At 52.8% G+C, this 24,605-nt stretch carries 28 protein-coding genes; 23 read left to right on the plus strand and 5 right to left on the minus strand.

All coding sequences use genetic code 11. The features are described from left to right. Positions 1-2: 2 nt before the first annotated feature. Positions 3-1,259: a preprotein translocase subunit SecY gene (gene secY, locus JJE36_04000; protein MBK5211457.1), complete on the plus strand. Its 1,257-nt coding sequence runs from the start codon at positions 3-5 to the stop codon at positions 1,257-1,259. Between the two features lie 83 nt (positions 1,260-1,342). On the opposite strand, the gene JJE36_04005 is transcribed toward secY, so the two are convergent. Next, positions 1,343-1,618 carry a hypothetical protein gene (locus JJE36_04005; protein MBK5211458.1) on the minus strand — a complete coding sequence of 92 codons (276 nt, stop codon included), beginning with the start codon at positions 1,616-1,618 and terminating at the stop codon, positions 1,343-1,345. A gap of 38 nt (positions 1,619-1,656) precedes the next feature. Continuing rightward, entirely contained in the window at positions 1,657-2,934 is a 1,278-nt protein-coding gene (locus tag JJE36_04010; GenBank protein MBK5211459.1) for a DNA polymerase IV, read from the minus strand. A gap of 199 nt (positions 2,935-3,133) precedes the next feature. Between JJE36_04010 and JJE36_04015 the strand changes: the two genes are divergently transcribed. The 16 genes from JJE36_04015 (at position 3,134) to JJE36_04090 (ending at position 15,934) form a co-directional block, all read left to right on the plus strand. Then, positions 3,134-3,763, plus strand: a complete 630-nt coding sequence (locus JJE36_04015) for an adenylate kinase (protein ID MBK5211460.1) — start codon at positions 3,134-3,136, stop codon at positions 3,761-3,763. Between the two features lie 7 nt (positions 3,764-3,770). Beyond that, positions 3,771-4,526: a type I methionyl aminopeptidase gene (map, locus tag JJE36_04020; GenBank protein MBK5211461.1), complete on the plus strand. Its 756-nt coding sequence runs from the start codon at positions 3,771-3,773 to the stop codon at positions 4,524-4,526. A 52-nt stretch (positions 4,527-4,578) separates the two neighbouring features. Further along, the gene (infA, locus tag JJE36_04025; GenBank protein ID MBK5211462.1) at positions 4,579-4,806 is read left to right on the plus strand and encodes a translation initiation factor IF-1; all 228 of its coding nucleotides are present in this window, start codon (positions 4,579-4,581) and stop codon (positions 4,804-4,806) included. Between the two features lie 146 nt (positions 4,807-4,952). After that, complete coding sequence (rpmJ, locus tag JJE36_04030) at positions 4,953-5,066, plus strand: 50S ribosomal protein L36 (GenBank protein MBK5211463.1); 114 nt, start codon at positions 4,953-4,955, stop codon at positions 5,064-5,066. A gap of 12 nt (positions 5,067-5,078) precedes the next feature. Further along, positions 5,079-5,453: a 30S ribosomal protein S13 gene (gene rpsM, locus JJE36_04035; GenBank protein ID MBK5211464.1), complete on the plus strand. Its 375-nt coding sequence runs from the start codon at positions 5,079-5,081 to the stop codon at positions 5,451-5,453. A 2-nt stretch (positions 5,454-5,455) separates the two neighbouring features. Then, entirely contained in the window at positions 5,456-5,854 is a 399-nt protein-coding gene (gene rpsK / locus JJE36_04040) for a 30S ribosomal protein S11 (protein ID MBK5211465.1), read from the plus strand. Between the two features lie 24 nt (positions 5,855-5,878). Next, complete coding sequence (gene rpsD, locus JJE36_04045) at positions 5,879-6,505, plus strand: 30S ribosomal protein S4 (protein ID MBK5211466.1); 627 nt, start codon at positions 5,879-5,881, stop codon at positions 6,503-6,505. A 33-nt stretch (positions 6,506-6,538) separates the two neighbouring features. Continuing rightward, complete coding sequence (locus JJE36_04050; GenBank protein MBK5211467.1) at positions 6,539-7,477, plus strand: DNA-directed RNA polymerase subunit alpha; 939 nt, start codon at positions 6,539-6,541, stop codon at positions 7,475-7,477. A gap of 13 nt (positions 7,478-7,490) precedes the next feature. Next, the gene (rplQ, locus tag JJE36_04055) at positions 7,491-7,841 is read left to right on the plus strand and encodes a 50S ribosomal protein L17 (protein ID MBK5211468.1); all 351 of its coding nucleotides are present in this window, start codon (positions 7,491-7,493) and stop codon (positions 7,839-7,841) included. A 107-nt stretch (positions 7,842-7,948) separates the two neighbouring features. Beyond that, on the plus strand, positions 7,949-9,355 hold the full coding sequence (gene tilS, locus JJE36_04060) for a tRNA lysidine(34) synthetase TilS (protein MBK5211469.1): 1,407 nt from the start codon (positions 7,949-7,951) through the stop codon (positions 9,353-9,355). A gap of 73 nt (positions 9,356-9,428) precedes the next feature. Beyond that, positions 9,429-9,983, plus strand: coding sequence for a hypoxanthine phosphoribosyltransferase (hpt, locus tag JJE36_04065; GenBank protein ID MBK5211470.1), 555 nt, complete (start codon positions 9,429-9,431; stop codon positions 9,981-9,983). A 155-nt stretch (positions 9,984-10,138) separates the two neighbouring features. Then, positions 10,139-12,073 carry an ATP-dependent zinc metalloprotease FtsH gene (gene ftsH / locus JJE36_04070; protein MBK5211471.1) on the plus strand — a complete coding sequence of 645 codons (1,935 nt, stop codon included), beginning with the start codon at positions 10,139-10,141 and terminating at the stop codon, positions 12,071-12,073. Between the two features lie 39 nt (positions 12,074-12,112). Continuing rightward, positions 12,113-12,679 carry a GTP cyclohydrolase I FolE gene (folE, locus tag JJE36_04075; protein MBK5211472.1) on the plus strand — a complete coding sequence of 189 codons (567 nt, stop codon included), beginning with the start codon at positions 12,113-12,115 and terminating at the stop codon, positions 12,677-12,679. 23 nt (positions 12,680-12,702) lie between these two features. Next, on the plus strand, positions 12,703-14,052 hold the full coding sequence (gene folP / locus JJE36_04080; GenBank protein ID MBK5211473.1) for a dihydropteroate synthase: 1,350 nt from the start codon (positions 12,703-12,705) through the stop codon (positions 14,050-14,052). Between the two features lie 133 nt (positions 14,053-14,185). Beyond that, positions 14,186-15,046, plus strand: a complete 861-nt coding sequence (gene panB / locus JJE36_04085) for a 3-methyl-2-oxobutanoate hydroxymethyltransferase (protein ID MBK5211474.1) — start codon at positions 14,186-14,188, stop codon at positions 15,044-15,046. A gap of 3 nt (positions 15,047-15,049) precedes the next feature. Further along, the gene (locus JJE36_04090) at positions 15,050-15,934 is read left to right on the plus strand and encodes a pantoate--beta-alanine ligase (GenBank protein ID MBK5211475.1); all 885 of its coding nucleotides are present in this window, start codon (positions 15,050-15,052) and stop codon (positions 15,932-15,934) included. A gap of 58 nt (positions 15,935-15,992) precedes the next feature. On the opposite strand, the gene JJE36_04095 is transcribed toward JJE36_04090, so the two are convergent. Beyond that, positions 15,993-17,066, minus strand: a complete 1,074-nt coding sequence (locus JJE36_04095) for a nitronate monooxygenase (protein ID MBK5211476.1) — start codon at positions 17,064-17,066, stop codon at positions 15,993-15,995. Between the two features lie 279 nt (positions 17,067-17,345). Between JJE36_04095 and JJE36_04100 the strand changes: the two genes are divergently transcribed. Together JJE36_04100 and JJE36_04105 are read left to right on the plus strand one after the other, a co-directional pair. Then, entirely contained in the window at positions 17,346-18,851 is a 1,506-nt protein-coding gene (locus tag JJE36_04100) for a biotin--[acetyl-CoA-carboxylase] ligase (GenBank protein MBK5211477.1), read from the plus strand. Further along, positions 18,844-19,431, plus strand: coding sequence for a biotin transporter BioY (locus JJE36_04105; protein MBK5211478.1), 588 nt, complete (start codon positions 18,844-18,846; stop codon positions 19,429-19,431). Before JJE36_04100 ends, JJE36_04105 begins: the two co-directional genes overlap by 8 nt. On the opposite strand, the gene JJE36_04110 is transcribed toward JJE36_04105, so the two are convergent. After that, positions 19,398-20,480 carry a HAMP domain-containing histidine kinase gene (locus JJE36_04110; GenBank protein ID MBK5211479.1) on the minus strand — a complete coding sequence of 361 codons (1,083 nt, stop codon included), beginning with the start codon at positions 20,478-20,480 and terminating at the stop codon, positions 19,398-19,400. The two genes, JJE36_04105 and JJE36_04110, sit on opposite strands and share 34 nt — an antisense overlap. Before the next feature lie 48 nt (positions 20,481-20,528). Continuing rightward, positions 20,529-21,236, minus strand: coding sequence for a response regulator transcription factor (locus JJE36_04115; GenBank protein ID MBK5211480.1), 708 nt, complete (start codon positions 21,234-21,236; stop codon positions 20,529-20,531). A gap of 212 nt (positions 21,237-21,448) precedes the next feature. Here JJE36_04115 and JJE36_04120 point away from each other — a divergent pair, with 212 nt between their 5' ends. The 4 genes from JJE36_04120 to JJE36_04135 all read left to right on the plus strand — a co-directional run bounded on the left by JJE36_04120 (position 21,449) and on the right by JJE36_04135 (position 24,595). Beyond that, entirely contained in the window at positions 21,449-22,216 is a 768-nt protein-coding gene (locus JJE36_04120; protein ID MBK5211481.1) for a type III pantothenate kinase, read from the plus strand. Next, positions 22,213-22,839, plus strand: a complete 627-nt coding sequence (locus JJE36_04125; GenBank protein ID MBK5211482.1) for a transcriptional regulator — start codon at positions 22,213-22,215, stop codon at positions 22,837-22,839. Before JJE36_04120 ends, JJE36_04125 begins: the two co-directional genes overlap by 4 nt. Beyond that, positions 22,818-23,744: a quinate 5-dehydrogenase gene (locus tag JJE36_04130; GenBank protein MBK5211483.1), complete on the plus strand. Its 927-nt coding sequence runs from the start codon at positions 22,818-22,820 to the stop codon at positions 23,742-23,744. The genes JJE36_04125 and JJE36_04130 overlap by 22 nt, the downstream gene beginning before the upstream one ends. A 164-nt stretch (positions 23,745-23,908) precedes the next feature. Beyond that, entirely contained in the window at positions 23,909-24,595 is a 687-nt protein-coding gene (locus tag JJE36_04135; protein ID MBK5211484.1) for a cytochrome c maturation protein CcmE, read from the plus strand. The last annotated feature ends 10 nt before the right edge of the window (positions 24,596-24,605 follow it).

A 24,605-nucleotide genomic window follows, 5' to 3' on the forward strand; every position in this document is an offset into this window, starting at 1 on the left:
TCGTGCTTTCCGCTATCGCTAATGCTTTCAAGGTTCCGGATCTTCGCAAGAAAATCCTGTTTACCTTGATAATCGTTGCGCTCTACCGGATTGGGTGTTTTATCCCCGTCCCGGGTGTGAACTTGGATGCGATTGCTTCTCAAGTCAGCGGCAGCGCAGCTCTGGGCATGCTCAGCATGTTCACCGGTGGTGCACTTGAGAACTTTGCCGTGTTCGCAATGGGCATCATGCCCTACATCACCGCATCGATTATCATGCAGCTCCTTCAGGCGGCCGTACCGACTCTTGAAGCACTTGCAAAAGAAGGCGAATCGGGACAGCGTAAGATTACCCAATATACCCGTTACCTCACATTGGGTATCGGTCTTTTCGAGGGAGTCGCTTATCTCGGTTTGTTCCGTGGCTCCATTGTGCAATCGGCGGCAATCCCGCCAGTTGTGACGAGCATAATGATCGTCGCTTCGTTGCTTGCCGGTACCGCCTTGATCATGTGGCTCTCGGAGCTCATCACACAGCGCGGTGTCGGAAACGGCATGTCGATCATCATATTCGTGAGTATCGTCGCTCGTTTTCCTCAGGCTTTGGCAAGTTCCTTGACTTTGAAAAGCGTGCCGGCGACCTTGTTCATTTTGTTCGTCGTTTTGTTCGTTATCGCCGCGGTCATTTTCATCGATCGCGGTCAGCGCCGGATTCCCGTTCAATACGCCAAGCGCGTGGTGGGACGTCGTGTATTCGGAGGGTCGGGAACGTATATTCCCCTGAAGGTGAACGGGGCAAACGTCGTGCCGATTATCTTTGCAATCGCGCTTTTGCAGGTTCCGGTTCAACTTGCGCAGTTTTTCCCGAAAGTCGGATGGATCACGACAGTTTCGAATGCCGTCGCCTCCGGCCCGGTCAACTGGACGATTACGTTTGCTCTCATCGTATTCTTTTCATACTTTTACACGGCGCTCATCTTCAACCCGCTCGAGCTTTCGGATAACCTTCGCAAGCAAGGCGGATTCATTCCCGGCATTCGACCGGGGGCGCAGACAACCGCTTACATCGAGCGTGTCATGAACCGCATCGTTTTGCCGGGTGCGCTCTTCCTCGGTATCATCGCAGTCGGAACTTCGATCCTGTTTGCGACGACCGGTAACACGCTCGTTCAACAGTTCGGCGGTACCTCGATTTTGATTATGGTAAGCGTTGCACTCGAAACCATGACGCAGGTCGAAAGCCAGCTGAAGATGCGTCATTACGAAGGGTTCTTCAAATAGGCGAAAGAGTTCTATATACGTAATTGAAAAGAACGGCCTCGGCATTGTGCGGGGGCCGTTCTTTTCTTCCGCAAGATTACATTTCAAGACCATTTCTCCTCGACGAACCACGCGGGATCTTCAAAGTAGAGGTGGGAATCACGTTCTCCGATTTTGCAGAGGTAGCGGATGCCACGGCCACCGACGCGTAGCGACGCCGCTCGCCGCACGTCGAGAATTCGGGTGATTTCGAAAACGCGCCCATCATCCCATGTGATGGAAAGGGGGGTGATGCCGCCCTCTGTGTCGTACCGCGCGACGACCTCGACGTAGTGCTTGCGCCGATTCGGTTCTGTATTATTTTGTGTCCCATCCTGCATTCAGTCGTTCGTTCCCGTCGTCATCGTAGTGCAGCGCGTTAATTATTGAAGAATCCTATCGGATGTATGATGTTATCGCGCTTCACATCGGCCTCGTTTATGCTTGTGTTGCAAAGCGATGTCGCGCGCCTGACGATATGGTTCCCGAAGCGTCTGCGCAATTCATCGATTGCGGTATCCAAACACTCCATGCGGCAGCGATCCGCCTCGGGTAAGAAGAGGTCGAGCTGCATCGGGGCGTCGGCATCGACGAAGTCGGAGGCGCGAATACTAATCGCACGCAACGGGTGGAAATCGTCGATGTGATGGTTTTCTTCCAAAAGCCGAAAGGCGCATGCGGCTATTTCCGCTGTGATGTTGCTCGGCGCGACCAGTTTTGCCTGTCTTGTGAAACTATGCAAATCATCGGAAGTGCGCGGGGATACGCTCACGGTCCGTGCCTTTACTTTGTGCTCGCGCATCCGATGAGCCACTGATTCGGCCAACAGGTACACGAGAGCTTTCGCATCGCTTCGAGTGGTTATGTCGTGCGGTGTCGTGAGGCCGTTTCCGATACTCTTCATCTCATAATCGACGCCGGAGCGCAGAGGGTCGAGAACCTTGACGGGTGAACTGTCCTCTCCGCGTGCAAAGCTTTGCAAAATGTACCCCATTTTTCCCAGTCTGTTCGTCAGGCGCACCGTCGATGCTTGCGCGATTTCTCCTATGGTGAAAATCGCGCAAGCTGCAAGCTTTTTCTTCGTCGCCGGTCCCACATAAAGCATTTCTTCGGCCGGTGCGTTCCATACGATTTCACGATAGTTTTCACGGGTTATGCAGGTTATGGCATCCGGCTTTTTGTAGTCGCTGCCGAATTTGGCGAATACTTTGTTCCAGCTGACGCCTATGGATACCGTCACGCCCAGTTCGCTTTTCACCCTCTGGCTGATTTCTTGCGCGATAGTGAGAGGCGGGCGGCCGAGAAGTCGCATCGAACCGGTGAGATCGAGCCAAGCCTCGTCGGGGCCGAAAGGTTCGACTTGATCGGTGTAGTCGTAATAGATTTCGCGTGCCAATCGCGAGTATTCCAAATAAAGACGATAGTTGGGAGGAACGACTACGAGTGCCGGGCATTTGCTACGGGCCGACCACAGCGTTTCGCCACTTTTAACGCCGCACTTCTTGGCGATTTCATTCTTCGCGAGCACTATACCGTGACGGCTATCTTCGTCGCCTCCGACCGCGACGGGTTTATCGCGGAGCTCCGGGTTATGAAAGCATTCGACATTCGCATAAAAACAATTCATATCTGAATGCAAAATCACTCGATCAGCCAATGGTTCCTCCCCGTAAGCGAACATCTGTTCGTATAGTATGACTCGAAAGAGAAAAGGAGTCAATACGTTTGTGAGCTATTCATGCCTTCTCGCCATCAGAGCACCGCGTACGGGGCGAAAGTTGTTGTATCATTTACGGAGGCCATAAAGCGTGTGCTGAGGTTCGCGCTTACTCTATCGACGTTGAAAGGATTTCTACATGAACATCGTTTTACTCGGCGCGCCTGGTGCGGGAAAAGGTACTCAGGCGAAAAATATCATCGACAAGTACAAGTTGCCACATATTTCAACCGGTGACATCTTGCGCGCAGCCGTCGCAAACAAGACGGAGCTCGGATTGGAAGCCAAGAAGTTTATGGATGCCGGCGACCTCGTTCCGGATGCGGTCGTCATCGGATTGGTCAAAGACCGCCTGTCACAAAAAGATACAGGAGAAGGGTTCATCCTCGACGGTTTCCCCCGCACGACCGCGCAGGCCGTCGCGCTCGATGAAGAGCTCGCCGATTTGGGCAAATCGATTTCGGCGGCAATCGCTGTCGATGTCGATTCCGAGGTCATCATCGGTCGTCTCACTTCTCGTCGCACGTGTCGCGCATGCGGACGTATCACCTCGGAATCGGAAGGAGCCGCCTGTTCCGTTTGTGGCGGCGAGCTCTATCAGCGTGAAGATGATAATGAGAAGACGGTGCGCAATCGTCTCGATGTCTATGCGAAGTCGACGTTGCCGCTTATCGATTATTACGGTGGAAAAGGTGTGCTTCACACAATCGACGGCGATCGTCCCGTCGCAGTCGTGTGGGCAGACGTAAAAGCAGTTTTGGAGGCCTAAGCTCGTTTTGATTATCATCAAGTCGAAAAGTGAACTTGAAGTCATGAAAGAGGCCGGGCGCATCAGCGCTCGGGCTCTTCGCATTGCGTGTGAATCCGCGAAGCCCGGCATGTCGACAGCCGAGGTCGATTCAATCGCTGAAGAGGTGATCAGAGCCGAGGGGGCAATACCGGCTTTCTTGGGGTACGGCGGTTTTCCGGCAACGATTTGCGCAAGCATCAACGATGAGGTCGTACACGGTATTCCTTCGAAACACACGAAACTTCGTGAAGGAGATATCCTTACCGTCGACGTCGGTGCAATTTTCGAGGGCTATGTGGGCGATAACGCCAATACCGTCGGAATCGGGCACATCGATTCCGAGTCGCAGCGACTGATCGATGTGACGAGGAAAGGTTTGTATGCCGGAATAGCGCAGGCCTTCCTCGGCAATCATCTCGGTGATGTGAGCGCCGCAGTCGGTGCCGTCGCCGATGAAGCCGGCCTTGGAATCGTGCGTGAATATGTCGGCCACGGCATCGGCAGAGATATGCATGAGGATCCGAATATTCCCAACTATTACGATCCGTCAATCGGGTCGGGGCCGCTTTTGAGAGTCGGGATGTGCTTGGCAATCGAGCCCATGTTCAACCTAGGCGAGGACGCTGTCAAAACACTTCGCGATGGGTGGACCGTCGTTACGCGCGATCATAAATATTCGGCTCAAATCGAGCACACCATCGCCATTACCGAAGATGGACCCGTTATCTTGACGCAAGAGTGATGATGGTGGTACTATTAACCTTCGCGTGTCCCTGTATGTTTTAATTTAAGGAATGTTTGTGGCAAAAAAAGAAGAGGCAATCGAACTGGAAGGCACCGTCGTCGAGGCCCTGCCTAATGCAACGTTTAGGGTGGAACTTGAAAACGGGCACAAAGTTCTCGGGCATATTTCGGGTAAAATGCGTATGCACTACATTCGCATACTTCCCGGTGATAAGGTGACAGTCGAACTTTCTCCTTATGACTTGGCACGTGGGCGTATTACTTATCGTTATAAGTAATTTTTCCACGGTGCGATAGTTCGACGTACTCCTGCGATTTTTGGCGGGAATGCGGTGTGCACACTCGTATGATAGGACAATAATCGTCTGCGGTTGGACGAGGAGATAGATTTCTTTAGTTAAGGAACCGAAAGGAAGTTAAAAAAATGAAGGTACGTCCTTCGGTCAAGAAAATGTGTGACAAATGTAAAATTATCCGGCGCCATGGTCGCGTGTTCGTCATTTGTGAGAACCCGCGCCATAAACAGCGTCAGGGCTAGGAGGAAGCACACGTGGCTCGTATTATCGGTGTCGACCTCCCGCGCGACAAGCGTGTTGAGATCGGCCTAACTTACATCTATGGTGTCGGTTTGACCACTAGCCAAAAGATTTTGGCAGAGACTGGAATAAATCCAGATACCCGTGTTCATGACCTCACCGAAGAAGAGGTCACAGCTCTCCGTGAATACATTGACAAGCACTTTACCGTCGAGGGCGACCTCCGGCGCGAAGTGAAGCAAAACATCAAGAGACTCATGGAGATTGGTTGCTATCGTGGCCTTCGCCACCGCAAGGGACTCCCGGTCCGCGGTCAACGCACCCACACGAACGCTCGTACTCGCAAGGGTCCGAAGCGCCAAATCGGTGCTAAGAAGAAGGGCAACTAACAATGGCAACGAAGAAAAATGCACGTACTCGAGTAAAGCGCAGCGAGCGTAAGAACATCGCCGTTGGACAAGCTCACGTCAAGAGTACTTTTAACAACACGATTGTGACTATCACCGATCCGCTGGGCAATGTCATTGCATGGCAATCCGGTGGTACCTCAAACTACAAGGGTTCACGCAAGTCAACCCCGTTCGCAGCCCAGCTCGCTGCAGAGGCGGCCGCAAAGACCGCCCAAGAGCACGGTATGCGTAAAGTTGCAGTATTCGCCAAGGGCCCCGGCTCCGGTCGCGAGACTGCCATCCGTTCACTGCAGGCCGCTGGACTTGAAATTGCAAGTATCCAGGACTGCACGCCCGTTCCGCACAATGGATGTCGCCCGCGCAAGCGTCGCCGCGTCTAATATAGTCGAGAGGAGTGCCTAGTTATGGCACGTTACACAGGGGCGGACTGCCGTCTGTGCCGCCGCGAGGGAGAAAAACTCTTCCTTAAAGGCGACCGTTGCTTTGGCGATAAATGCGCCATTGAGCGTCGTCCTTACCCGCCTGGACAGGCCGGTAAGAAGCGTCCGCGCGACAGTGAATACCGCATTCAGCTTCGTGAGAAGCAAAAAACTAAGCGTATGTACGGCATGCTCGAGAAGCAATTCCGCGGTTACTACGTATTGGCGAGCCGTCAAGACGGCATTACAGGTGAAAACCTGCTTCGTCTTCTTGAGATTCGTCTCGACAACGTCGTCTACCGTCTCGGTTTTGCCCGTTCTCGCGATGAGGCACGCCAGATTGTCAGTCACGGTCACATCACCATCAACGGCAAGCGCGTGAACATCCCGTCATACCGCGTTCGTCCGGGCGATTTGGTTGCGATTGCTACGAAGTCAAAGGACCTCCTTATCGTTAAGGCATCCATCGTTGCGTCAGAGCGTTCTAGTGTTCCGGGATGGCTTGAAGTTGACATTGAGAAACTCCAGGGAAGCGTTATCGCGCTTCCGAACCGTGATCAGATCGATATCACGGTCAAAGAGCACCTCATCGTCGAACTTTATTCCAAGTAATTATGAATCGTAAGTAAGTTCAGGAGGCTTAATATGACAGAGTTCATGAGGCCCGCTGTCACGGCAGATAAGTTGGCAGACAATGTAGCTCGCTATGTTGTCGAACCGCTTGATCGGGGCTTTGGCTATACTCTAGGCAATGGTATGCGTCGCGTACTGTTGTCATCACTTGAGGGTGCCGCTGCTACTTCGATTCGTATCGATGGTGTTCAGCATGAGTTTTCGACCATTAAAGGCGTTCGCGAAGATGTCACCGACATCGTTCTCAACGTCAAAGGTTTGATTTTTGCTGACACCGGTATCGGTGAAGAAGCAGTCACGGCAAGCCTTCGTGCAGAAGGTCCCGGTGTCGTAACCGGCGCCGACTTGGCTGTTCCTTCAGAGTTTGAGTTGGTTAACCCAGAGCACGTTATTGCAACGCTCAACGACAAGGCCGCGCTGTCCATGCAAATGCGCATCGGCACCGGTCGCGGTTATGTGACCGCCGATCGCAACAAGAGCGCCACCGACGAAATCGGCGTTATTCCGGTTGACTCTTTGTTCTCGCCGGTCATCCGTTGTACCTATACGGTTGAAAACACTCGCGTCGGTCAGCGTACCGACTACGAGAAGCTTACTCTTGAAGTTGAGACAAACGGCTCGATTGAACCGGACGATGCGATTGCACGTGCCGGTCGAATCATCAACGAGCATATGCAGTTGTTCGTTGCGCAGACAATCGCACCCATCGATGAGGATTCGATTTTCGTCGAGATCGATGAGACCGACAACGGTCGACTCGATACTCCCATCGAAGACTTGGATCTCTCGGTTCGTGCGTATAACTGTTTGAAGCGTCAGGGCGTCAATACCATCGGCCAACTGGTCGAGTGCAGTGAGAACGACCTTCTCAACGTACGAAACTTTGGCGCTAAGTCAATTGAAGAGGTCAAAGACAAGCTCGTCGATATGGGCTTGGGTCTTAAGGCTTAAAGGAGAATTGTAAATGAGGCACCTTAAAAGAGGTCGCAAACTCGGAACTGACTCAGCGCATACCAAGGCTATGCTTAAAGGCCTTGCCGTTGCAGTTTTGACACACGACCGCATTAAGACTACCGAGACCCGCGCTAAAGAGGTTCGTTCGCTGGTAGATAAGGTTATTACTCTCGCAAAGAAAGGCGATGTCTATTCACGTCGTCTCGCCATCACCGCCATCGGTGACAAAGAGATCGTAGCCAAAATCTTTACCGCTGCCGAGCGCTTCGCGGGTCGCGAGGGTGGATACACTCGCATCCTTAAGCTCGGACCTCGCAAGGGCGATGCAGCTCCCATGGTCATCATGGAACTCGTCGACTAGGCGAAGTACCTATGCTTATAGGCTGGTGAAATCTAAGTGGGCCCCATTCAGGGGTCCACTTTTCCATTCATTCTGCATGTGAGACGCTATACCGATATACTTGAATCATGGAAAATCTTATAGCAAAAATCAAACAGACAATAGAGCGCGAATCCCTGTTCGCTCCGGGTGACACGGCGCTGGTTATGCTCTCGGGCGGTGGCGATTCGGTGGCGCTGTTACGCGTGTTGACAATACTTGCCGGCGAACTCGAAATCGACGTTCATGCGTTGCATGTCAATCACCTCATTCGTAAAGAAACGGCGAGCGCCGATGAGGCATTCGCCGTTGCGCTCTGCGAGGAACTCGGCGTGTCTTGTACGGTGCAGCGTGTCGATGTGGTGGCTTTCGCGCAAAAGGACGGATTAAACCTCGAGGATGCCGGCCGCAGGGTCCGTTATGCCGCGGCCGAAAAGCTCGTCGAACAGCTCTGCGAGGATAAGAATGCACGTCGTTCGCAAGGTAAAATCGTGACCGGTCACTCCCGCGATGACCGCGTCGAAACATTTTTCTCGCGAGCGCTTTTCGGTGCCGGTACCGGGGGACTCGGCTCCACGCATGCCAAGCGGGGTGCAATCGTGCGTCCGCTCATCGGATGCGACCGCAGGGAGTTGCGTGAGTGGCTCGAATCGCTTGGATTTTCTTGGTGCGAAGACGAGTCGAACGAGGATGTCACCCGTACGCGCGCGTTCATCCGTACAAACATCATTCCCGCATGTGAAGAGCTCAACCCGTCATTTCGCAGTGCCTTGGAACGCACCATGAATCTTCTTTCTGACGATGATACGTTGCTTTCCACTATGGCGAATCAATTCGCTCGGGATTTTTCCGATGACCGCGTGGTCGGTGAACATATCGTATTCAACATAAACTTCATGCGCACACTCGAACAGACCATGGCTCGTCGCACGCTCCGCAGCGGGATTTTGCAAATGTTTCCCGAGGCTTCTCGGATAGACGCGTCTCACATTCAAAATCTCGTCGACCATTTCGACTGTGATAGTTATGTGCAGGATTTGCCCGACAACCTGCGCGCCGAGGTAAGGTACGGTACACTGAAAGTCAGCAAAAAACGTCCCATCGAGACGTGGGAGGATACCATTCTCAATGTCGATGGTGAAACCGACCTCGGAGCGGCAGGGAAGTTGTACCTCGAAGAGGTGGGAGTCGACGAAATTTACGTCGACCTCTTTTCGGCGACGGTGGATGCTGATGTGTTCTTGGGTTCGCTTTCCGCGGGCCCCGCTCGCATCGGAGAAAGAATGCACCCCTTGGGGATGGAGGGAAGCAAGTTGCTTTCCGACGTTTTCATCGATGCGAAAGTTCCCAAGGAACAAAGGGCTCTCGTGCCGATTGTGCGTGATGCTTCGCAAGTAGTTTGGGCTGCCGGGCAAACACTCGATGACCGTTATAAGATTACGCAAGAGACGAAGCGCGCCTGGCGAATCGAGTGGGTGACAAGAGAAGAGTTATGAACGCGGCCAATGCAAGAGCACTGACCATATCTTAAAGGCAGTTTATTTTTGATGGGGAGAGGACCGACTTTACATGCATGAGATACACCCCGATATCGCAAAGGTGTTCATCACCGCCGAGGAACTTGCGGCTCGCACGAAAGCGATGGGTGCTGAAATAACGCAAGATTATCGCGATAAAGACGTAATTCTCGTTGCGGTTTTGAAAGGTGCGGTGTATTTCCTTGCCGACCTTTCGCGCGAACTGGACTGTGATTTCGAGATGGACTTCATGGCCGTCTCCAGCTATGGAAATCAGCGTGATTCCTCGGGGGTTGTCCGTATCCTCAAGGACCTCGATGTGGAACTCGCCGACCGTCATGTTTTGATTGTCGAAGACATACTCGATACCGGCCTCACGCTGAAGTACCTCATGCGAAATTTCGAAGCACGCGGTGCTGCATCGGTCGAAGTCGCGGCGTGTCTTTTGAAGGACCGCGACCGTAGCGGTGAGAACGAAATTGAGGTAAAGTATGTTGGTTTCACCATTCCTAACGAATTTGTAGTCGGCTACGGACTCGATTATGCGGAGCGCTACCGAGGGCTTTCCTATATCGGTGTGCTCAAGCCTGAAGTTTACTCTGATTAAGGAGATTACCCGATTTGAACAGCAAGAATTTTAAAACAGTCGTTATATACTTGGTGATTCTTGCCGCTTTCGCGTGGCTTGTCGCCAGTCAGCTCGACGGGTCGGTTACCGCCAATAAAACACCTATCAAACTCGAAACCGGCACGTTTGTGTCCATGGCTCATGACGGGCTCATTCAGTCGGCGACGTATGTGACCGAAGACGGCACACTCACGGGAACGTATTGGGAATCCGACGCGGCAAAAAGCAAAGCAATCGCACACGGATGGACGGGGGATTCGGTATCTCCGACCGCTACGGTGCAAACGACCGGCAGTAAAACTTCGGATACCGGCCTACTGTCGTTGTTCTCCGGCGGCACGCCGACCGCCCCGACGACCCCGGCGGGTCTGGGGAAATTCAAATCCTCTTGGGCGGGACCGGATTCGTTTACCGAGTTCGCGCAAAAAGATCTTCTCGGTAAATTCACCATCGATAACTCCGGCCCGAGTATCTGGGTGACGATTCTGACTTCTGTACTGCCCTTCATTCTCTTGGCGGGAATCATGGTGTTTTTCCTCAGCCAGATGAACGGCGGAAACGGTAAGGTAATGAGCTTCGGCAAGGCGAAGGCGAAGCGCAACAATAAGGAAAGCAAGCGCGTCACCTTCAAAGATGTCGCCGGAGAAGTCGAGGCGATTCAGGAACTCGAAGAAATCAAAGAGTTCTTGGCCAACCCGGCACGATTCCAAAAACTCGGAGCGAAAATTCCGAAGGGAGTCTTGCTGGTGGGCCCTCCAGGCACCGGCAAGACGTTACTGGCTCGTGCAGTCGCCGGCGAAGCCGACGTGCCGTTCTTTACGATTTCGGGCTCCGATTTCGTCGAGATGTTCGTCGGAGTCGGCGCAAGTCGTGTCCGTGACTTGTTCGAACAGGCGAAAGCCGAGAGTCCTTCGATAATCTTCGTCGACGAAATCGATGCAGTCGGACGCCGTCGCGGCGCCGGACTCGGTGGTGGGAACGACGAGCGTGAGCAAACGCTTAACGCGATGCTCGTCGAAATGGATGGTTTCGAAGTCACCGACAATGTCATTCTCATCGCTGCGACGAACCGCCCCGACATTCTCGATCCGGCGCTTTTGCGCCCCGGTCGTTTCGACCGCCAAATCGTCGTCGATCGTCCCGATCTCAAAGGGCGTGAGCAGATTTTGGAAATTCACGTCAAGGATAAGCCGATTGCAAAGGATCTCAAGCTTTCCGTGCTCGCCCGACGCACGCCTGGTTTCACCGGCGCCGACTTGGCCAACCTCGTCAACGAGGCGGCCCTGCTTGCGGCACGTCATAATAAGGTGGAAATCGACATGGAGGAGCTCGAAGAAGGAATCGACCGCGTGATGGCCGGTCCCGAGCGCAAAAGCCGTTTGATTTCTGAAAAAGAGAAGAGAATCATCGCTTATCACGAGTCCGGACATGCGATAGTCGGGCATGTCTTGCCGGATGCGGACCCCGTTCACAAGGTGAGCATCATTCCACGAGGCCGTGCGCTCGGTTTGACATGGCAATTACCGGGCGAGGATCGTTTCCTCGAGTCGAAGCGTGAGTTGACCGACAATATTGCGGTTCTTCTCTCCGGTCGCGCGGCAGAAGATATCGCCATCGGAGATGTCACGAGCGGTGCTTCAAACGATATCGAGCGTGCGACGAAAGTAGCAAAGCAAATGGTCACTCGCTTCGGAATGAGCGAAAAGCTCGGACCGCAAGCATACGGTGAGGCCGAGCACGAAGTGTTCCTCGGCCGCGACTTCTCCGCCAACGCCGATTACAGTGATGCAACGGCGGCCATCATCGATAACGAGGTTTCTCGTTTAGTGACGGACGGTTTCGCCCAGTCGCATGCACTTTTGCTCGAGCGCAAAGAACAGCTCGATCTCATGGCCTCCTTGTTGATCGAGCGTGAAACGCTCGAAGGCGATGCGCTCAAGGCGATTCTCGACAATAAGTGGGATGAATATCTTGAGTCGCACACGGGAGAAGAAGTTCCCGTCGAAGCCGCCGAGGGACCCGGAATCATCTTCGCGCCCCAAGACAGTGAAGTAAACGATGAGGCATAAATCGTAATTTGTAACACCTACCGATGTGAGAGTGCGCGTATGGATAAGGCAAAAATCGAAGAGGGCGTAAGACTCATTCTCGAGGGGATCGGGGAGGATACCGCTCGCGAGGGGCTTTTGGACACTCCGAAACGTGTCGCGAACATGTATGAGGAAATCTGTGCCGGGCTCGAGCAAGATCCGGCGGAGTATTTCAATGTGCTCTTCAACGAGGACCATCAGGATATGGTTCTCGTGAGAGACATTCCGCTCTATTCGATGTGCGAGCACCATCTCGCTCCTTTCTTCGGGGTGGCGCACATCGCCTACATTCCGGGCCCGTCCGGGGAAATCTGTGGGCTCTCCAAGCTTGCGCGCGTCGTGGATGCTTACGCGCGTCGGCCTCAGATACAGGAGCGACTCACTTCTCAAATCGCGGAGTGCATCGTGGAAAACCTCCATCCGTTGGGGATGCTCGTGGTCATAGAGGCCGAGCATCTCTGCATGTCGATGCGCGGTGTGAGAAAGCCCGGGACGAAAACGGTGACGTCGGCGGTTCGCGGATCGTTTCAAACGGATTCGCGAACGCGCGCAGAGGCCATGGCTCTCATAGGCTCGAGAAAATAATCGAACGTAAGAAGTCAATACATATGAGTTCAATCTGGAAATGCGCCGAGTATGAGATCGACACGGGCACACCCCAAATTATGGGGATTGTCAATGTCACCACGGACTCGTTCTCAGACGGTGGCGCCTACATCGATACACAGACAGCTATAACGCATGCCGGCGAACTCATCGCCCAAGGAGCCACGATCCTCGATATCGGAGGTGAGTCGACTCGTCCGGGCTCGAGTGCTGTCAGTCCCGAGGTTGAGACGGCTCGCGTCGTGCCGGTCGTCGAAGGTCTAGCAGGTTGTGGTGTGCCGATTTCGGTGGATACGCGCAACGCTGAAACAGCGCGTGCCGTCATCGCCGCCGGAGCACACATCATAAACGATATATCCGGTTTCACCGACCCTGAAATGATTGATGCCGTCGCGGGCAGCAAAGTCGGCCTCGTCGTCATGCACATGAAAGGGGAGCCCAAATCGATGCAGACCGATCCGGTCTATGATGACGTCATCCGCGAGGTTTGCACCTTCCTTGAGCAACGCAGCACCGAATTGCAGCGTCACGGCATAGATCGCGGTCGCATTTGTTTTGATCCCGGGTTCGGTTTCGGCAAAAACTATGAGCATAATCTCCTTTTGCTGGGGGATATGGACCGCATCGTGAATCTCGGCTATCCGGTGCTCGTCGGAGTTTCCCGCAAAAAGTTCATCGCACGTCTTTCCGGTATCGCCGAGCCTGCATTGCGCGACATTCCTTCTGCGCAAATCGCGCTTGACCTCATATATCACGGAGCGTCAATCGTTCGGGTTCACAACGTCGAGGAAACGAAAACCGCAATCGAACGGGAAAGCAAGCCGGTGTCGGCCTATATCGCTCTGGGCACCAACATCGGTGACAGACTGAAGAATTTACGGAACGCAGTCGGTCATTTACGGCGGATTCCGCACGCGAATATTACGAATGCCTCGCAGGCGCTCGAGTCGGAGCCGGCATATAAAACAGACCAACAAAGTTTCGGCAATGCCGTTGTGAAACTGGAAACCTCACTCGGGATGTTCGCTCTTTTTGCAGAAATTCAATATATCGAGCAAAAAATGAGCCGTGTCAAATTGGAGGAGAACGGTCCGCGCATCATCGATTTGGATCTTTTGCTTTATGGAGACACGATATATAAAACTCCCGAGCTCGAGGTCCCCCATGCGGGTATCGCAGAGAGGGCGTTTGTGACAGAGCCCCTCCTTGAAATCGAGCCAAACCTCATTTTGCCGGATGGAAGGGTGGTGGCACGCGCAAAGGCCGAGAGGGGGCGCGTGCGAGGCGTTATCGGTGAAATCACACCGAAAATGGGCGCTGCAAGCACAGAACAAGGAATGTCGTTGATGTAAATGGTGTGCAAGCTCTGAAGGTTTTGTTAAACCTGCAATAATAGAAGAAGGTAAGAATAATTTCCGAACAGGAGGACCGCGCAGACCCGAACAACGGCTGCGACGGCGTACCGGACAGGAGCTCGAAATAATCATGGACACGATAAACGTCGATCACCGCATAACCGTAAAAGATTTAACACGAATGAAAGCCCGGCGTGAGCCGATCGTCATGTGTACGGCGTACGATTTTCACTCAGCACGTCTCGTCGACGAAGCCGGCATCGATTCGATTCTCATCGGTGACTCTATGGGTATGACCATGATGGGATATGATTCGACGGTTCCCGTCACTCTCGACGACATACTCTTTTCCACCAAAATCGTTTCGCGCACTTCTCATCACGCCTTTGTGATCGCGGATATGCCTTTCATGAGTTTTCAGGTGTCCTATGAAGAGGGCATGCGCAATGCCTCCAGATTGGTCAAAGAGGGTGGCGCGCAGGCAGTGAAGCTCGAAGGAGCGACCGATCTTACGCTCAAGCTCACCGGCGGACTGAGCCGGGCCGGTATTCCCGTCATCGCGCATCTCGGGCTCACTCCTCAATCCATCAACACTCTCGGCGGGTATTTTTCGCAGGGTCGCGCAAAAGAACCGGCGCTGCTCCTGGTACAAGAAGCGCACAAAGTCGAAGAGGCGGGCGCTTCTGCCGTGGTTTTGGAGTGCATTCCGACAGAGCTGGCTGCACACATCACCGCATCGCTCTCCATTCCCACAATCGGTATCGGAGCCGGAATCGGTTGTGACGGTCAGGTCCAGGTATTTCATGACTTGATGGGTTTGGGCACCTTTCAGCCCAAACACGCAAAGCGATATGCCCATGTGGAGGAGATTGCCGCTGACGCTCTTGGGCGGTTCTTGTCTGAGACGAAGGCCGGGGAGTTTCCCGGCGAAGAACAATCGACGCATTTGGCATCCGACGTGGCACAAAGCATCGAAGAGCTGAGGAAATGAAGAATGCATATATTTAAGACCAAGTCGGCGGTTCACGGTTTCAGTGAGAACGCACATAGTGCGGGAAAGACCGTCGGATTCGTGGCGACCATGGGCGCCCTTCATGAGGGGCATTTGACATTGGTCCGTTACGCGCTCATGCAAAATGACATCGTCATAGTATCGATATTCGTGAATCCCACGCAATTCGGACATGATGAGGATTATTCGCAATACCCGCGCACTCTCGAGGAGGACTGTGTGCTCCTCGAAGAACTTGGGGTGCACGGCGTCTTCGCCCCGACGGCGGGCGAGATGTATGACTCCACCATCGAGCAGATGAACGCCAACGACGGGGGATTGACGAGAACGCAAATTAACCCCGGCGAACTGGCGACTCTGTGGGAGGGTGAATTGCGCCCGGCGCACTTCGCCGGTGTATGCCTCGTGGTGGGAAAGCTTTTGAACATCGTGAGGCCTAATCGTGCGTATTTCGGCGAGAAAGATTATCAGCAACTCGCAATCATTCGGCAGCTCGCCGCCGATCTCGACCTTTTCGTCGAAGTGATCGGAGTGTCCATCGAGCGCGCCGACGACGGTCTTGCCCTTTCGAGTCGCAATCGTTATCTCAACGTCGAGCAACGCAAGGGGGCATGTTCGTTGTACGAATCGATTGTGCTCGCGCAATCTTTGTGTGCCAAAGGTGAGGTGATGTGTGCCGAGATCGTGCGCGACGTTACCAATTATTTGACGCTTCGATGTGATGGCATGCTTTCCATCGGGTATGTTGCCATTGTGGACCCGATGACGCTGAAACCGCTCGAGTCGGTTATCGACGAGGGGCGTCTTTTGATTTCGGTTCAGCTCGACGGCATACATCTCATAGATAATGCGCTTATCTGCGCGTGAAGCGATTTGAGCTCAAAGAAAGCAGGTGACGGCAGGGGGAGCCATCTGATTAAATTTATTATAAAGCCGCCTCTGCCTCAGATACCAGCTCTTCCATAAGCTCTTTCACGGGCACTATTTTATCAACTCTGTAAGCATTTGTACCAACGAAGATAAGTCCTTCGTCAACATTTCCTTTTACTGCTTCTATTAATGCTTTTGTAATACAATAGGGGGTATTTTTAGGGTTACAAGTTTTAATGCAGTTAAAGCATCTCTTAACTTGAATGTCTCCCCTGGAAACTTCATCCAAAAATTTATTTCCAACAGCTCTTCCCGGCATCCCCACAGGGCTTTTTATTATCCCAATATCTTCTTCTTTAGCATGTATATAAGCCATTTTAAATTTAATATCCGCATCGCATTCATCAGTTGCTGCGAATCTGGTAGCCATCTGTACTCCAGCTGCTCCTGCCTTTAAACATTTTGCAATATCTTGTCCGGTATAAATTCCCCCAGCTGCAATCACCGGTATTTTCTTGTTATATTTCTCTTCATAGGGCTTTAAAACTTCAATAACTTCTTTAACAATCCCCGTTAATTCATAGTTTTCTATTTCATCAAGCTGTTCTAATTTAAAACCTAAATGTCCTCCGGCTTTTGGGCCTTCTACGACTACTGCATCAGGTACATATGAGTATTTCTTATCCCATACCTTTGAAATAAGTGCCGCTGCCCTTCCTGAAGAAACAATAGGAGCAGCCTTTGTAGCTGAGCCTTTCACCATTTCAGGCAAATCCATGGGAAGTCCAGCTCCTGAAATTATCAGGTCGATTTTTTCTTCAACGGCGGTGATTACCATTTCTCTGTAATTATTCATGGCAACCATTATGTTAACGCCTATTATTCCATTAGGGCTAAGCGTTCTCGCTTTTCTAATCTGACTTATCAGGCCTCTTATATTTGCTTCTTTATTATTAGTTTCAAAATCCTCTTCCATATACCCTATCTGAGCTGCGGATATTATTCCGATTCCGCCCTCGTTTGCAACTGCTGATGCGAGAGATGACAGGGATACTCCAATACCCATTCCTCCCTGAATTATAGGAACTACAACTGTTAAATTGCCAATTTTAAGTGAAGGTAATTTCATTGCAGCAACTCCTGGTTTATTGTATTTTATAAGATAAAATTACTTTGATATTCAAAGTATATATGAGGACAGAAGGCATGTCTAGTAAAATTTAAACCGATCTGAATATTCTCCTGCACTATTTGTGCGGATATAGTCATCTTCTTTACATTCCTTTTTATATTCAGCATTTATCTTTATATTTAGAAGAGGAGATTCTAAAGGGTAATTTGTTTTAAGACAGATGATGCGCTTATCTGCGCGTGAAGCGATTTGAGCTAAAAGAAAGCAGGTGACGGTATGGGAAGCCAGCTGATGCAATCCGTTCTGCCTCTTTATAATTGGCTGGCCGGAATAATGGTGCCTTGGGGTCTCATGGTTCTTTTTGCGCTTTCTTTTCTCGAGAGTCTTTATATCATCGGATTATTCACCCCGGGCGAAGTGACGGTCGTTGCCGCCGCTCTTGTGGCGGCGGGGAGCAAAACTCCCCTTTGGGCGGTTCTTGCCGTGGCGGTGCTCGGTAATATTTCGGGTGTCGCGTTCGGATATTACGTCGGTCATAAGTTCGGGCTTACGAGGATGCGAATTTTGATGGAGAAGTTCGCCGTCACGCGCATCGGGCGCTGGACTAAAACCGATCCGGGATTGATCGATGACATCGCCGAATATTTTGAGAAACACGGTCAGATGACGGCATTCGGGGCGAGGTTCGCGTATGGGGCGAAGAGCTTCATTCCTCCGATTGCCGGTGCGACGCACATGGGTTTCTCGTCGTTTATCTTAAGCTCTTTTCTGGGCGGTCTGATTTATAATGTGGGGCTGGTCGCCGTCGGATGGGCACTTCGGGTTAACGCGCCGCTCGCTGCCACGATTATGAAATCAATCGGGTGGTTTGCCGCGATGATGGTCGTCATTTTGGGCGTTTTCGGGTTCGCGATGATCAGGCGTTACGCAAAAGCGCGCAAGATGAGGTTTTTGGAGAAACATGATATTCCCCATGAGATACCGCAATCGGTGGCTCGTCGTTTTTGGAGAGAGATACAATTCATCGAGGAGGTATCCTCCACCAACGACTACGCGTATGAATCCGCGATGAGGGGACAGGCTCCTCCGGCAGCTTACATCGCCGCCCGCCAGACAGCCGGACGTGGCCGATTGGGCCGCACATGGGAATCTCCGAGAGGCAATGTGTATTTGTCCATGCTTCTCGAAAAAACGCCACCGCAGCAGGGGAACGAAGGCGAGATAGGGTCGTTGTCGCTCTTGACGGCGATAGCCGTCGGACGTGCTTTCCGGAAAATATTTTTTGAAAAGGGCAAGCCCGAACTCGTCGATTCGCTTAAAATAAAGTGGCCGAACGACATCTATATCGGCAAACTCAAAGCGTGCGGCATTTTGCTCGAGGCTCGTTCCGGATTCATCATCGTCGGAGTGGGAGTCAACAATATCCGTGAATCGGCGGGTTCTGTTGCATTTTTGAGTGATTTCGGTATCGATATCACCAACAAACAGCTTGCGTATGATATTCTTGATAGCTTCGAGGACATGTATTCGGGTTGGTTGGAAAGCGGTTTCATACCGTATCTCGAAGAGTATACGAACTTCGAAAAGAATGTATCACGGTACGTAGAGGTGTTCGATACTGCCGGCAATCTTCTCGACGCGGGATATTGCGTCGGGTTCACTCCATCGGGGCATATGATTCTGGCCGATGGGATTGAGAGCGATTCGCCGTCGGGACACAGCAATGAACGAGAAATATCTTCCGGTGATGTCACGTTGAAAAAGGGGACTGCACATGAATGAAATTGCAAAAGAAAGTACCGTCAGAATCAATGCGCGTTTGCAGTCGTTGACGCTTATCGCCCTTTTCGCCGCGCTGATTGCAGCGTCTTCGCTTTTTGCGGCGTTTGTGTATCCGATTCCTTTTACGCTTCAAACGCTCTTCGTCATTCTTGCCGCGCTGCTGTTGACACCGGCTCAGGCGACGGGCGCGATGGCGCTCTACGTCGGTATCGGGGCCATCGGACTGCCGGTATTTTCGGGCGGCCGCGGTGGGCTCAGTGTGATTGTAGGACCCACCGGCGGGTACCTCTTCGGATTCATCGTCGCCGCTTGCGTCGGCTCATACCTGATGGGGCGCCTGCGTAAGACGCAGGTGAATGCGTTCATCACTCGTGGGATCGTGGCACTTCTCGTGATTGCGCTCGTCGATACATTCGGCGTCGCCTGGATGATGGCTTCTGCGGGTATGTCTTTTAACGCCGCCGTCGTTGCGGGAGTCGTTCCCTTCATCGTTCCCGATGTGCTCAAAGGTATCGTCGCCGTCGTTTTGGCGAGTGCGCTTTGTCGCTATATGCCTATGTCGGGGGGAACCGGCAAGTAGATGGTGAACTGAGTCCCTCCGCCGACGCGATTTTCGACTTCGATCGTACCGCCGTGGACATCGATGATGGCTTTCACGATTGAAAGCCCGAGCCCGGCACCTCCGCGATTGCGGGCGCGGCTCAAGTCGGTTCTGAAAAAGCGGTCGAACAGGTGGGGGATGTTTTCCGCCGGAATTCCGGGACCGTTATCACAAATCGCCATGATGGCGAACCTGTCGACATCCACAAAACTCTTCGCAGGTATCTGCGATCCGAGCTCATTGCGATAAGCGCTCGAAAACTCCACCCATACACGGCCGTTGTCGCTTACCATGCGAGTTGCATTGTCGATCAGGTTTGCCACGACTTGTTGGATTCGATCGATGTCGCCCAAGATGTCGGGGCTCGTTCCCTGGATGGAAAAGTTCACACCGCGTGCATCGAAAAGGGGATCGAGCATGCGCGCTGCGCGCATGACGGCTTCACGCGGATTGAATTTCCGTAAGGGCAATTCCGTCGAGGACCCTTCGATACGTTGTAGGGTGAGCAAATCGTTTGCGAGGCGCGAGAGCCGTTCGGATTCGGCGGCGATGGTGGAAAGAAAGCGAACCTGATCGTTGGGGGGCACGTTGCCATCGAGAAGTGTTTCGGCGGCGCCCCGGATTGCGGTCAAGGGTGTGCGCAGTTCATGGGAAACATCGGATACGAATTGCATCTGACGTTTCTCTTCGGTATTCAGCGCCGAAATGGCCTGCTCCGCCTCGGCGGCCATTTTATTGAAACCGTCGACGAGTGCGCGAGCCTCTTTGGTGCTTGCGCCACGTGCGCGAACGGAATGGATACCGCTGTTAAACGAGTTGATTGCGCTGACGAGGTTGTCGAGATTGGATACGTTCTTCCGGGCAGTATCATCTGCACTTATCCAGCTGAGCACTCCCATTCCGATGGCTACGACGAGCACGAGAATCCAGCCCCATTTGAAACGAGCCGCCAAAAGGGCGACAAACACCATGGCTCCGATTGAGAGTAGCGCATACGTGCGCAGAGCATTTCTGAAACGCTCACGCATACTGTTTCTGCTCGGGCTCAAAAGACCTTCCGACTTTCTGTGTTCGGTTTACTCGGTGCGAAAACGATAGCCATAGCCCCTGACGGTTTCCACGAGGGAAGAATCGACTTTAGCGGCCTCGAGTTTATCTCTGAGGCGCTTGACATGCGTGTCGACCGTTTTCGTCTCGACCAGATATTCCCAGCCCCACGCATCACGAAGCAGTTGCTCGCGCGAGAGCACGCGTCCGGCATTGTGCATGAGGCAACTGAGGAGCTCGAATTCACGAGGAGTCAAGTCGATGGGTCCGGCTTCGCTCGTCGCGTGATGTGCGGCCTCATCCAAGATGATGCCTCCGACCTCGATGCTTATCGGAGCGGAGCCGTTGACGCCTTTGGTCTCAGTGTGGGCGCGACGAAGGAGTGCTTTGACGCGTGCGGAAAGTTCGCGGATGCCGAAAGGTTTTGCGAGGTAATCGTCTCCTCCGATTTCGAGACCGACGACTTTATCGAGTTCGGTATCGCGTGCGGAAAGGAAAAGAACGGGGACCGAAGAAGTGGCGCGGATGCGCTTGCATACTTCATAGCCATTCATTCCGGGAAGCATGACATCGAGTACCACTAAGTCGAAAGGCGTTGCGGTGACCATTTCGAGCGCCGTATCCCCGTCATTTGCAACGCCGACTTCGTAACCCTCTTTTTTGAGGTTGTAGCTCACGAACTCGGTGATGGAAAGTTCGTCATCGACGATGAGAATTTTGAGTGGCTGATCAGACATTACGCTATCCCTTCGAAGATTTTTTATGCACCATATGACATCTGCGAATGCGGGTAAAAATCAATGCAACCTTTGAGCGGTGGTACTATATGTATACGAAGCCGTATACAACGGCGCAAAAACGAACGACGGCAGCAATCGAAAATGCGTTCCTTTTTCGCTGCCTATTACTAAAGAATGATACCACAGGCAGCCTTATGACAGGAAGAACAGTGCTCTTAGCCATCGATGTCGGAAACACTCAAACAGTAGTCGGTTTACACACGGACGGCCGTTGGATTTCGTCATGGAGACTCGCCACCGATCCTGCTTGCACTCCCGATGAGCTCGAAGTGAAAATGAACGATTTTTTCACTTTTCACAAGATCGATGTCGCGATAATCGATACGGTGATCATCGCCAGCGTCGTTCCACCGCTCACGTCAGCATGGGCCGACTTGGCCCGCATGATTTCGAACGCTCGCATTCTCACCGTCGGTCCCGGCATTAAAACCGGTTTGACCGTCGGCATTCTGCATCCGCACGAACTCGGGGCCGATCGAATCGCCAATGCGGTCGGTGCGGCTGAACTCTACGGAGCACCCGTCATCGTCGTCGATTTCGGCACGGCGACCAATCTCGATGTCGTTACCGCCGATGGAATCTATAAGGGCGGTGTCATATCTCCCGGCATTGCGACGAGCGCCGACGCTTTGTTCCGCCATGCGGCCCGCTTGAGCGCCGTGGATTTGGAGGCACCCGCCCACGCGCTCGGCACCAGTACGTCGACCGCGGTGCAGTCGGGGCTCATTTTCGGCGAGGCGGCAAAAGTCGACGGACTCGTGAACCGTATCTGGAGCGAGCTCGGCTATAAAACGAAAGTAATCGCCACGGGAGGTCTGATGGGTCTGGTGGCTCGCTACTGCGAATGTATCGACGAGTCCAACGAGATGCTCACCCTCGAGGGCTTGCGCGTGATTGCGCAAAGGAACGTGAAATGATGGATCTTTTTCGTATAGGCGACAAAGTAATCAGCAAACGTAAAATCGACGATGCTCTCAAAGATTTGCTTATGCGTCGCGCAAACGGGGCGACACAAAAGGAAGCCGCTGCAGCTGTACGCGTTCCTCGCACGTTCGTATCAAATGTCGAGACGCTGGGGACCATTCGTACCGGCAAGAAAATCGCGTTCATCGCATTTCCCCTTTCGAACGCCGCCGAGGCGACCGCTCTGGCAGAGCACTACGGTATCGATTTGACGCTGGTTTTTTCTCAAACCGAGCGAAAGCACGTCGAAGAAGAACCGGCTTCGGATATTTTCAATCGAATGATCGATACGATCGCCGCGCTCAAAAGTTTCGATGCAGCGGTCATAGCGGCGAGTGACTACCGAATCGAAACGTTTAGAAACGTGCTCGATTTAGAGGTGATCGGACTTCCCCTCGGAAAGTCGCCGTTGTTAAAAGATCAGGAACTCGATCTCGGTGAGCTCGAAGAGCTTTTCATCGCTCTCACGACGAAAACCGATGAATCATCGCGTAAGACGACAGCTGCATATGCGGCGACCGGCGAAGGCCCGACCGGCTTTCAGATTGCAAAGAGGTGGCTCTCATCAAAGAAATAGTCAGCGTATCGCTCGGTTCGAGCAGTCGCGACCACGAGGTCGTCGTATCCGTTCTCGGACAAGAGATATCGATGAAACGCGTCGGTATGGACGGCGATCTCACCGCCATGCGAGACAAACTGATCGAATGTGACGAAAATCGCAACATCGACGCCATCGGCATCGGGGGATGCGACATTTTTCTCAATGCCGCCGGGAGACGCTACTATTTCCGTGAAATCAAGAAAATGGTTTCTTGCATCGCGAACACTCCGGTGGTCGACGGGTCGGGGCTCAAAGGCGCCGTCGAGGCCGATACCGTTCGTTTCATGCAAGAGGAGCTTGGAATTTCGTTTCAGGGAAAGAACATACTGGTGACTTCTGCAATCGATAGGTGGGGAATCGCGATGGCATGCGCTGATGCCGATACCCGAGGTGTCGTTTCGTATGGAGACCTTTTGTATGCGCTCGACATTCCGGTAATGATACACAGTAAAAAAGTGCTCACCACGGCGACGCGCATTCTTGCACCCTTGGCGGCCCAGCTTCCTTTCAAATGGCTTTATCCGAGCGAGTCGGATTCCTCGACCGAGATCAAACGAGGTGCGAAAACCGACAAACTGTATTACGATGCCGACATCATCGTGGGCGACTATAAGTATGTGGTTCAATACATGCCCGACGACATGAAAGAGACAATCGTGGTGACCAATACGACGACGGAAAGCGACCTGGAGTTGTTGCACTCATGCGGCGTGAAAACGGTTGTGACGACCACGCCTCGACTGGACGGTCGATCGTTCGGGACGAACGTGATGGAGGCCATGCTCGTCGCTTTGGCCGAGTCGGATAAGGCGCTTACGACGGAACAATATCTCGCATATCTCAAGCAGGCGAACTTCAAACCGAGCGTCAGCACAAGGTAAAGTATCAGCACATCTTTCAAACACACATTGCGCAACCGTACATGATATTATCTATACCGTTCAGGCAACACCCCAGATAAAACATTCCGTTTATGACAAGGGGCACACATTGCACTGTCGTGTGCTGCTTTGTATGACGACCGCCGAGCCGAAGAGAGGCACAAATGAACAAACGCGCGCGCAACAGGCTTATCGGCATTACCGCAATCATACTCATCGCCATCGTGGCGATTATCGCGACGGTGGGACTGCGTGGAGGCACCGCCTCGAACGTGACGGTTAAAGAAGCGACATCCGATAAGAAGAACATCGGGAAACGCATCAAGGTCGGCGGCGTCGTCATCACCGGCTCATGGGATAAAAAGACCAATCCCATGACGTTTAAGATTCGTGATGAAAAAGATACAGCCGGAACCGGGACTCAAATCACCGTCATTTATTCGGGCACGGCTCCTTCGACGTTCGGCGACGGTGTCACGGCGATCGTCACCGGTGAGTTGGATGCGAGCAATACCATCAAAGCCGGTGAAATGATTACCAAGTGTCCTTCGAAATACGAATCTGCTACGGGCGCTTATACGGTTAAAGACTTGAAAGCTCGCGCCGATACGATGAAGAATATCCCCGTGAAGATTTCGGGTAAAGTCAAAGCGGGAACAATCGTAGCTCCGGGCGGAGCCGTGCGCTTCACCGTTCTTGATGCCACCGGAGGAACCGACGAAATCAATGTCGCGTACGACGGGGCACTTCCCAACGGTATGAAAGACGGCTCGACCGTCGTGTTGACCGGCGAACTCAACGATGCCGGAGCATTCGCGGCTACAAACGTCGCCCTCGAGGGTGCCAAGTAACCAAAGAGAG

This window comes from Coriobacteriia bacterium, assembly GCA_016649875.1.
Taxonomy (GTDB): domain Bacteria; phylum Actinomycetota; class Coriobacteriia; order WRKU01; family JAENWW01; genus JAENWW01.

Bases quoted from the DNA above. Each gene is read 5' to 3' on its own strand.
- panB (MBK5211474.1), top strand. From the start codon at position 14,186: ATGGACACGATAAACGTCGATCACCGCATAACCGTAAAAGATTTAACA.
- folE (MBK5211472.1), top strand. From the start codon at position 12,113: ATGGATAAGGCAAAAATCGAAGAGGGCGTAAGACTCATTCTCGAGGGG.
- rpmJ (MBK5211463.1), top strand. From the start codon at position 4,953: ATGAAGGTACGTCCTTCGGTCAAGAAAATGTGTGACAAATGTAAAATT.
- hpt (MBK5211470.1), top strand. From the start codon at position 9,429: ATGCATGAGATACACCCCGATATCGCAAAGGTGTTCATCACCGCCGAG.
- JJE36_04095 (MBK5211476.1), bottom strand. From the start codon at position 17,066: ATGAAATTACCTTCACTTAAAATTGGCAATTTAACAGTTGTAGTTCCT.
- JJE36_04050 (MBK5211467.1), top strand. From the start codon at position 6,539: ATGACAGAGTTCATGAGGCCCGCTGTCACGGCAGATAAGTTGGCAGAC.
- ftsH (MBK5211471.1), top strand. From the start codon at position 10,139: ATGGCTCATGACGGGCTCATTCAGTCGGCGACGTATGTGACCGAAGAC.
- JJE36_04125 (MBK5211482.1), top strand. From the start codon at position 22,213: ATGATGGATCTTTTTCGTATAGGCGACAAAGTAATCAGCAAACGTAAA.
- JJE36_04100 (MBK5211477.1), top strand. From the start codon at position 17,346: ATGGGAAGCCAGCTGATGCAATCCGTTCTGCCTCTTTATAATTGGCTG.
- tilS (MBK5211469.1), top strand. From the start codon at position 7,949: ATGGAAAATCTTATAGCAAAAATCAAACAGACAATAGAGCGCGAATCC.
- rpsD (MBK5211466.1), top strand. From the start codon at position 5,879: ATGGCACGTTACACAGGGGCGGACTGCCGTCTGTGCCGCCGCGAGGGA.
- rpsK (MBK5211465.1), top strand. From the start codon at position 5,456: ATGGCAACGAAGAAAAATGCACGTACTCGAGTAAAGCGCAGCGAGCGT.
- JJE36_04135 (MBK5211484.1), top strand. From the start codon at position 23,909: ATGAACAAACGCGCGCGCAACAGGCTTATCGGCATTACCGCAATCATA.
- JJE36_04110 (MBK5211479.1), bottom strand. From the start codon at position 20,480: ATGCGTGAGCGTTTCAGAAATGCTCTGCGCACGTATGCGCTACTCTCA.
- JJE36_04005 (MBK5211458.1), bottom strand. From the start codon at position 1,618: ATGCAGGATGGGACACAAAATAATACAGAACCGAATCGGCGCAAGCAC.
- folP (MBK5211473.1), top strand. From the start codon at position 12,703: ATGAGTTCAATCTGGAAATGCGCCGAGTATGAGATCGACACGGGCACA.
- infA (MBK5211462.1), top strand. From the start codon at position 4,579: ATGTTTGTGGCAAAAAAAGAAGAGGCAATCGAACTGGAAGGCACCGTC.
- JJE36_04105 (MBK5211478.1), top strand. From the start codon at position 18,844: ATGAATGAAATTGCAAAAGAAAGTACCGTCAGAATCAATGCGCGTTTG.
- JJE36_04090 (MBK5211475.1), top strand. From the start codon at position 15,050: ATGCATATATTTAAGACCAAGTCGGCGGTTCACGGTTTCAGTGAGAAC.
- JJE36_04015 (MBK5211460.1), top strand. From the start codon at position 3,134: ATGAACATCGTTTTACTCGGCGCGCCTGGTGCGGGAAAAGGTACTCAG.
- rplQ (MBK5211468.1), top strand. From the start codon at position 7,491: ATGAGGCACCTTAAAAGAGGTCGCAAACTCGGAACTGACTCAGCGCAT.
- JJE36_04115 (MBK5211480.1), bottom strand. From the start codon at position 21,236: ATGTCTGATCAGCCACTCAAAATTCTCATCGTCGATGACGAACTTTCC.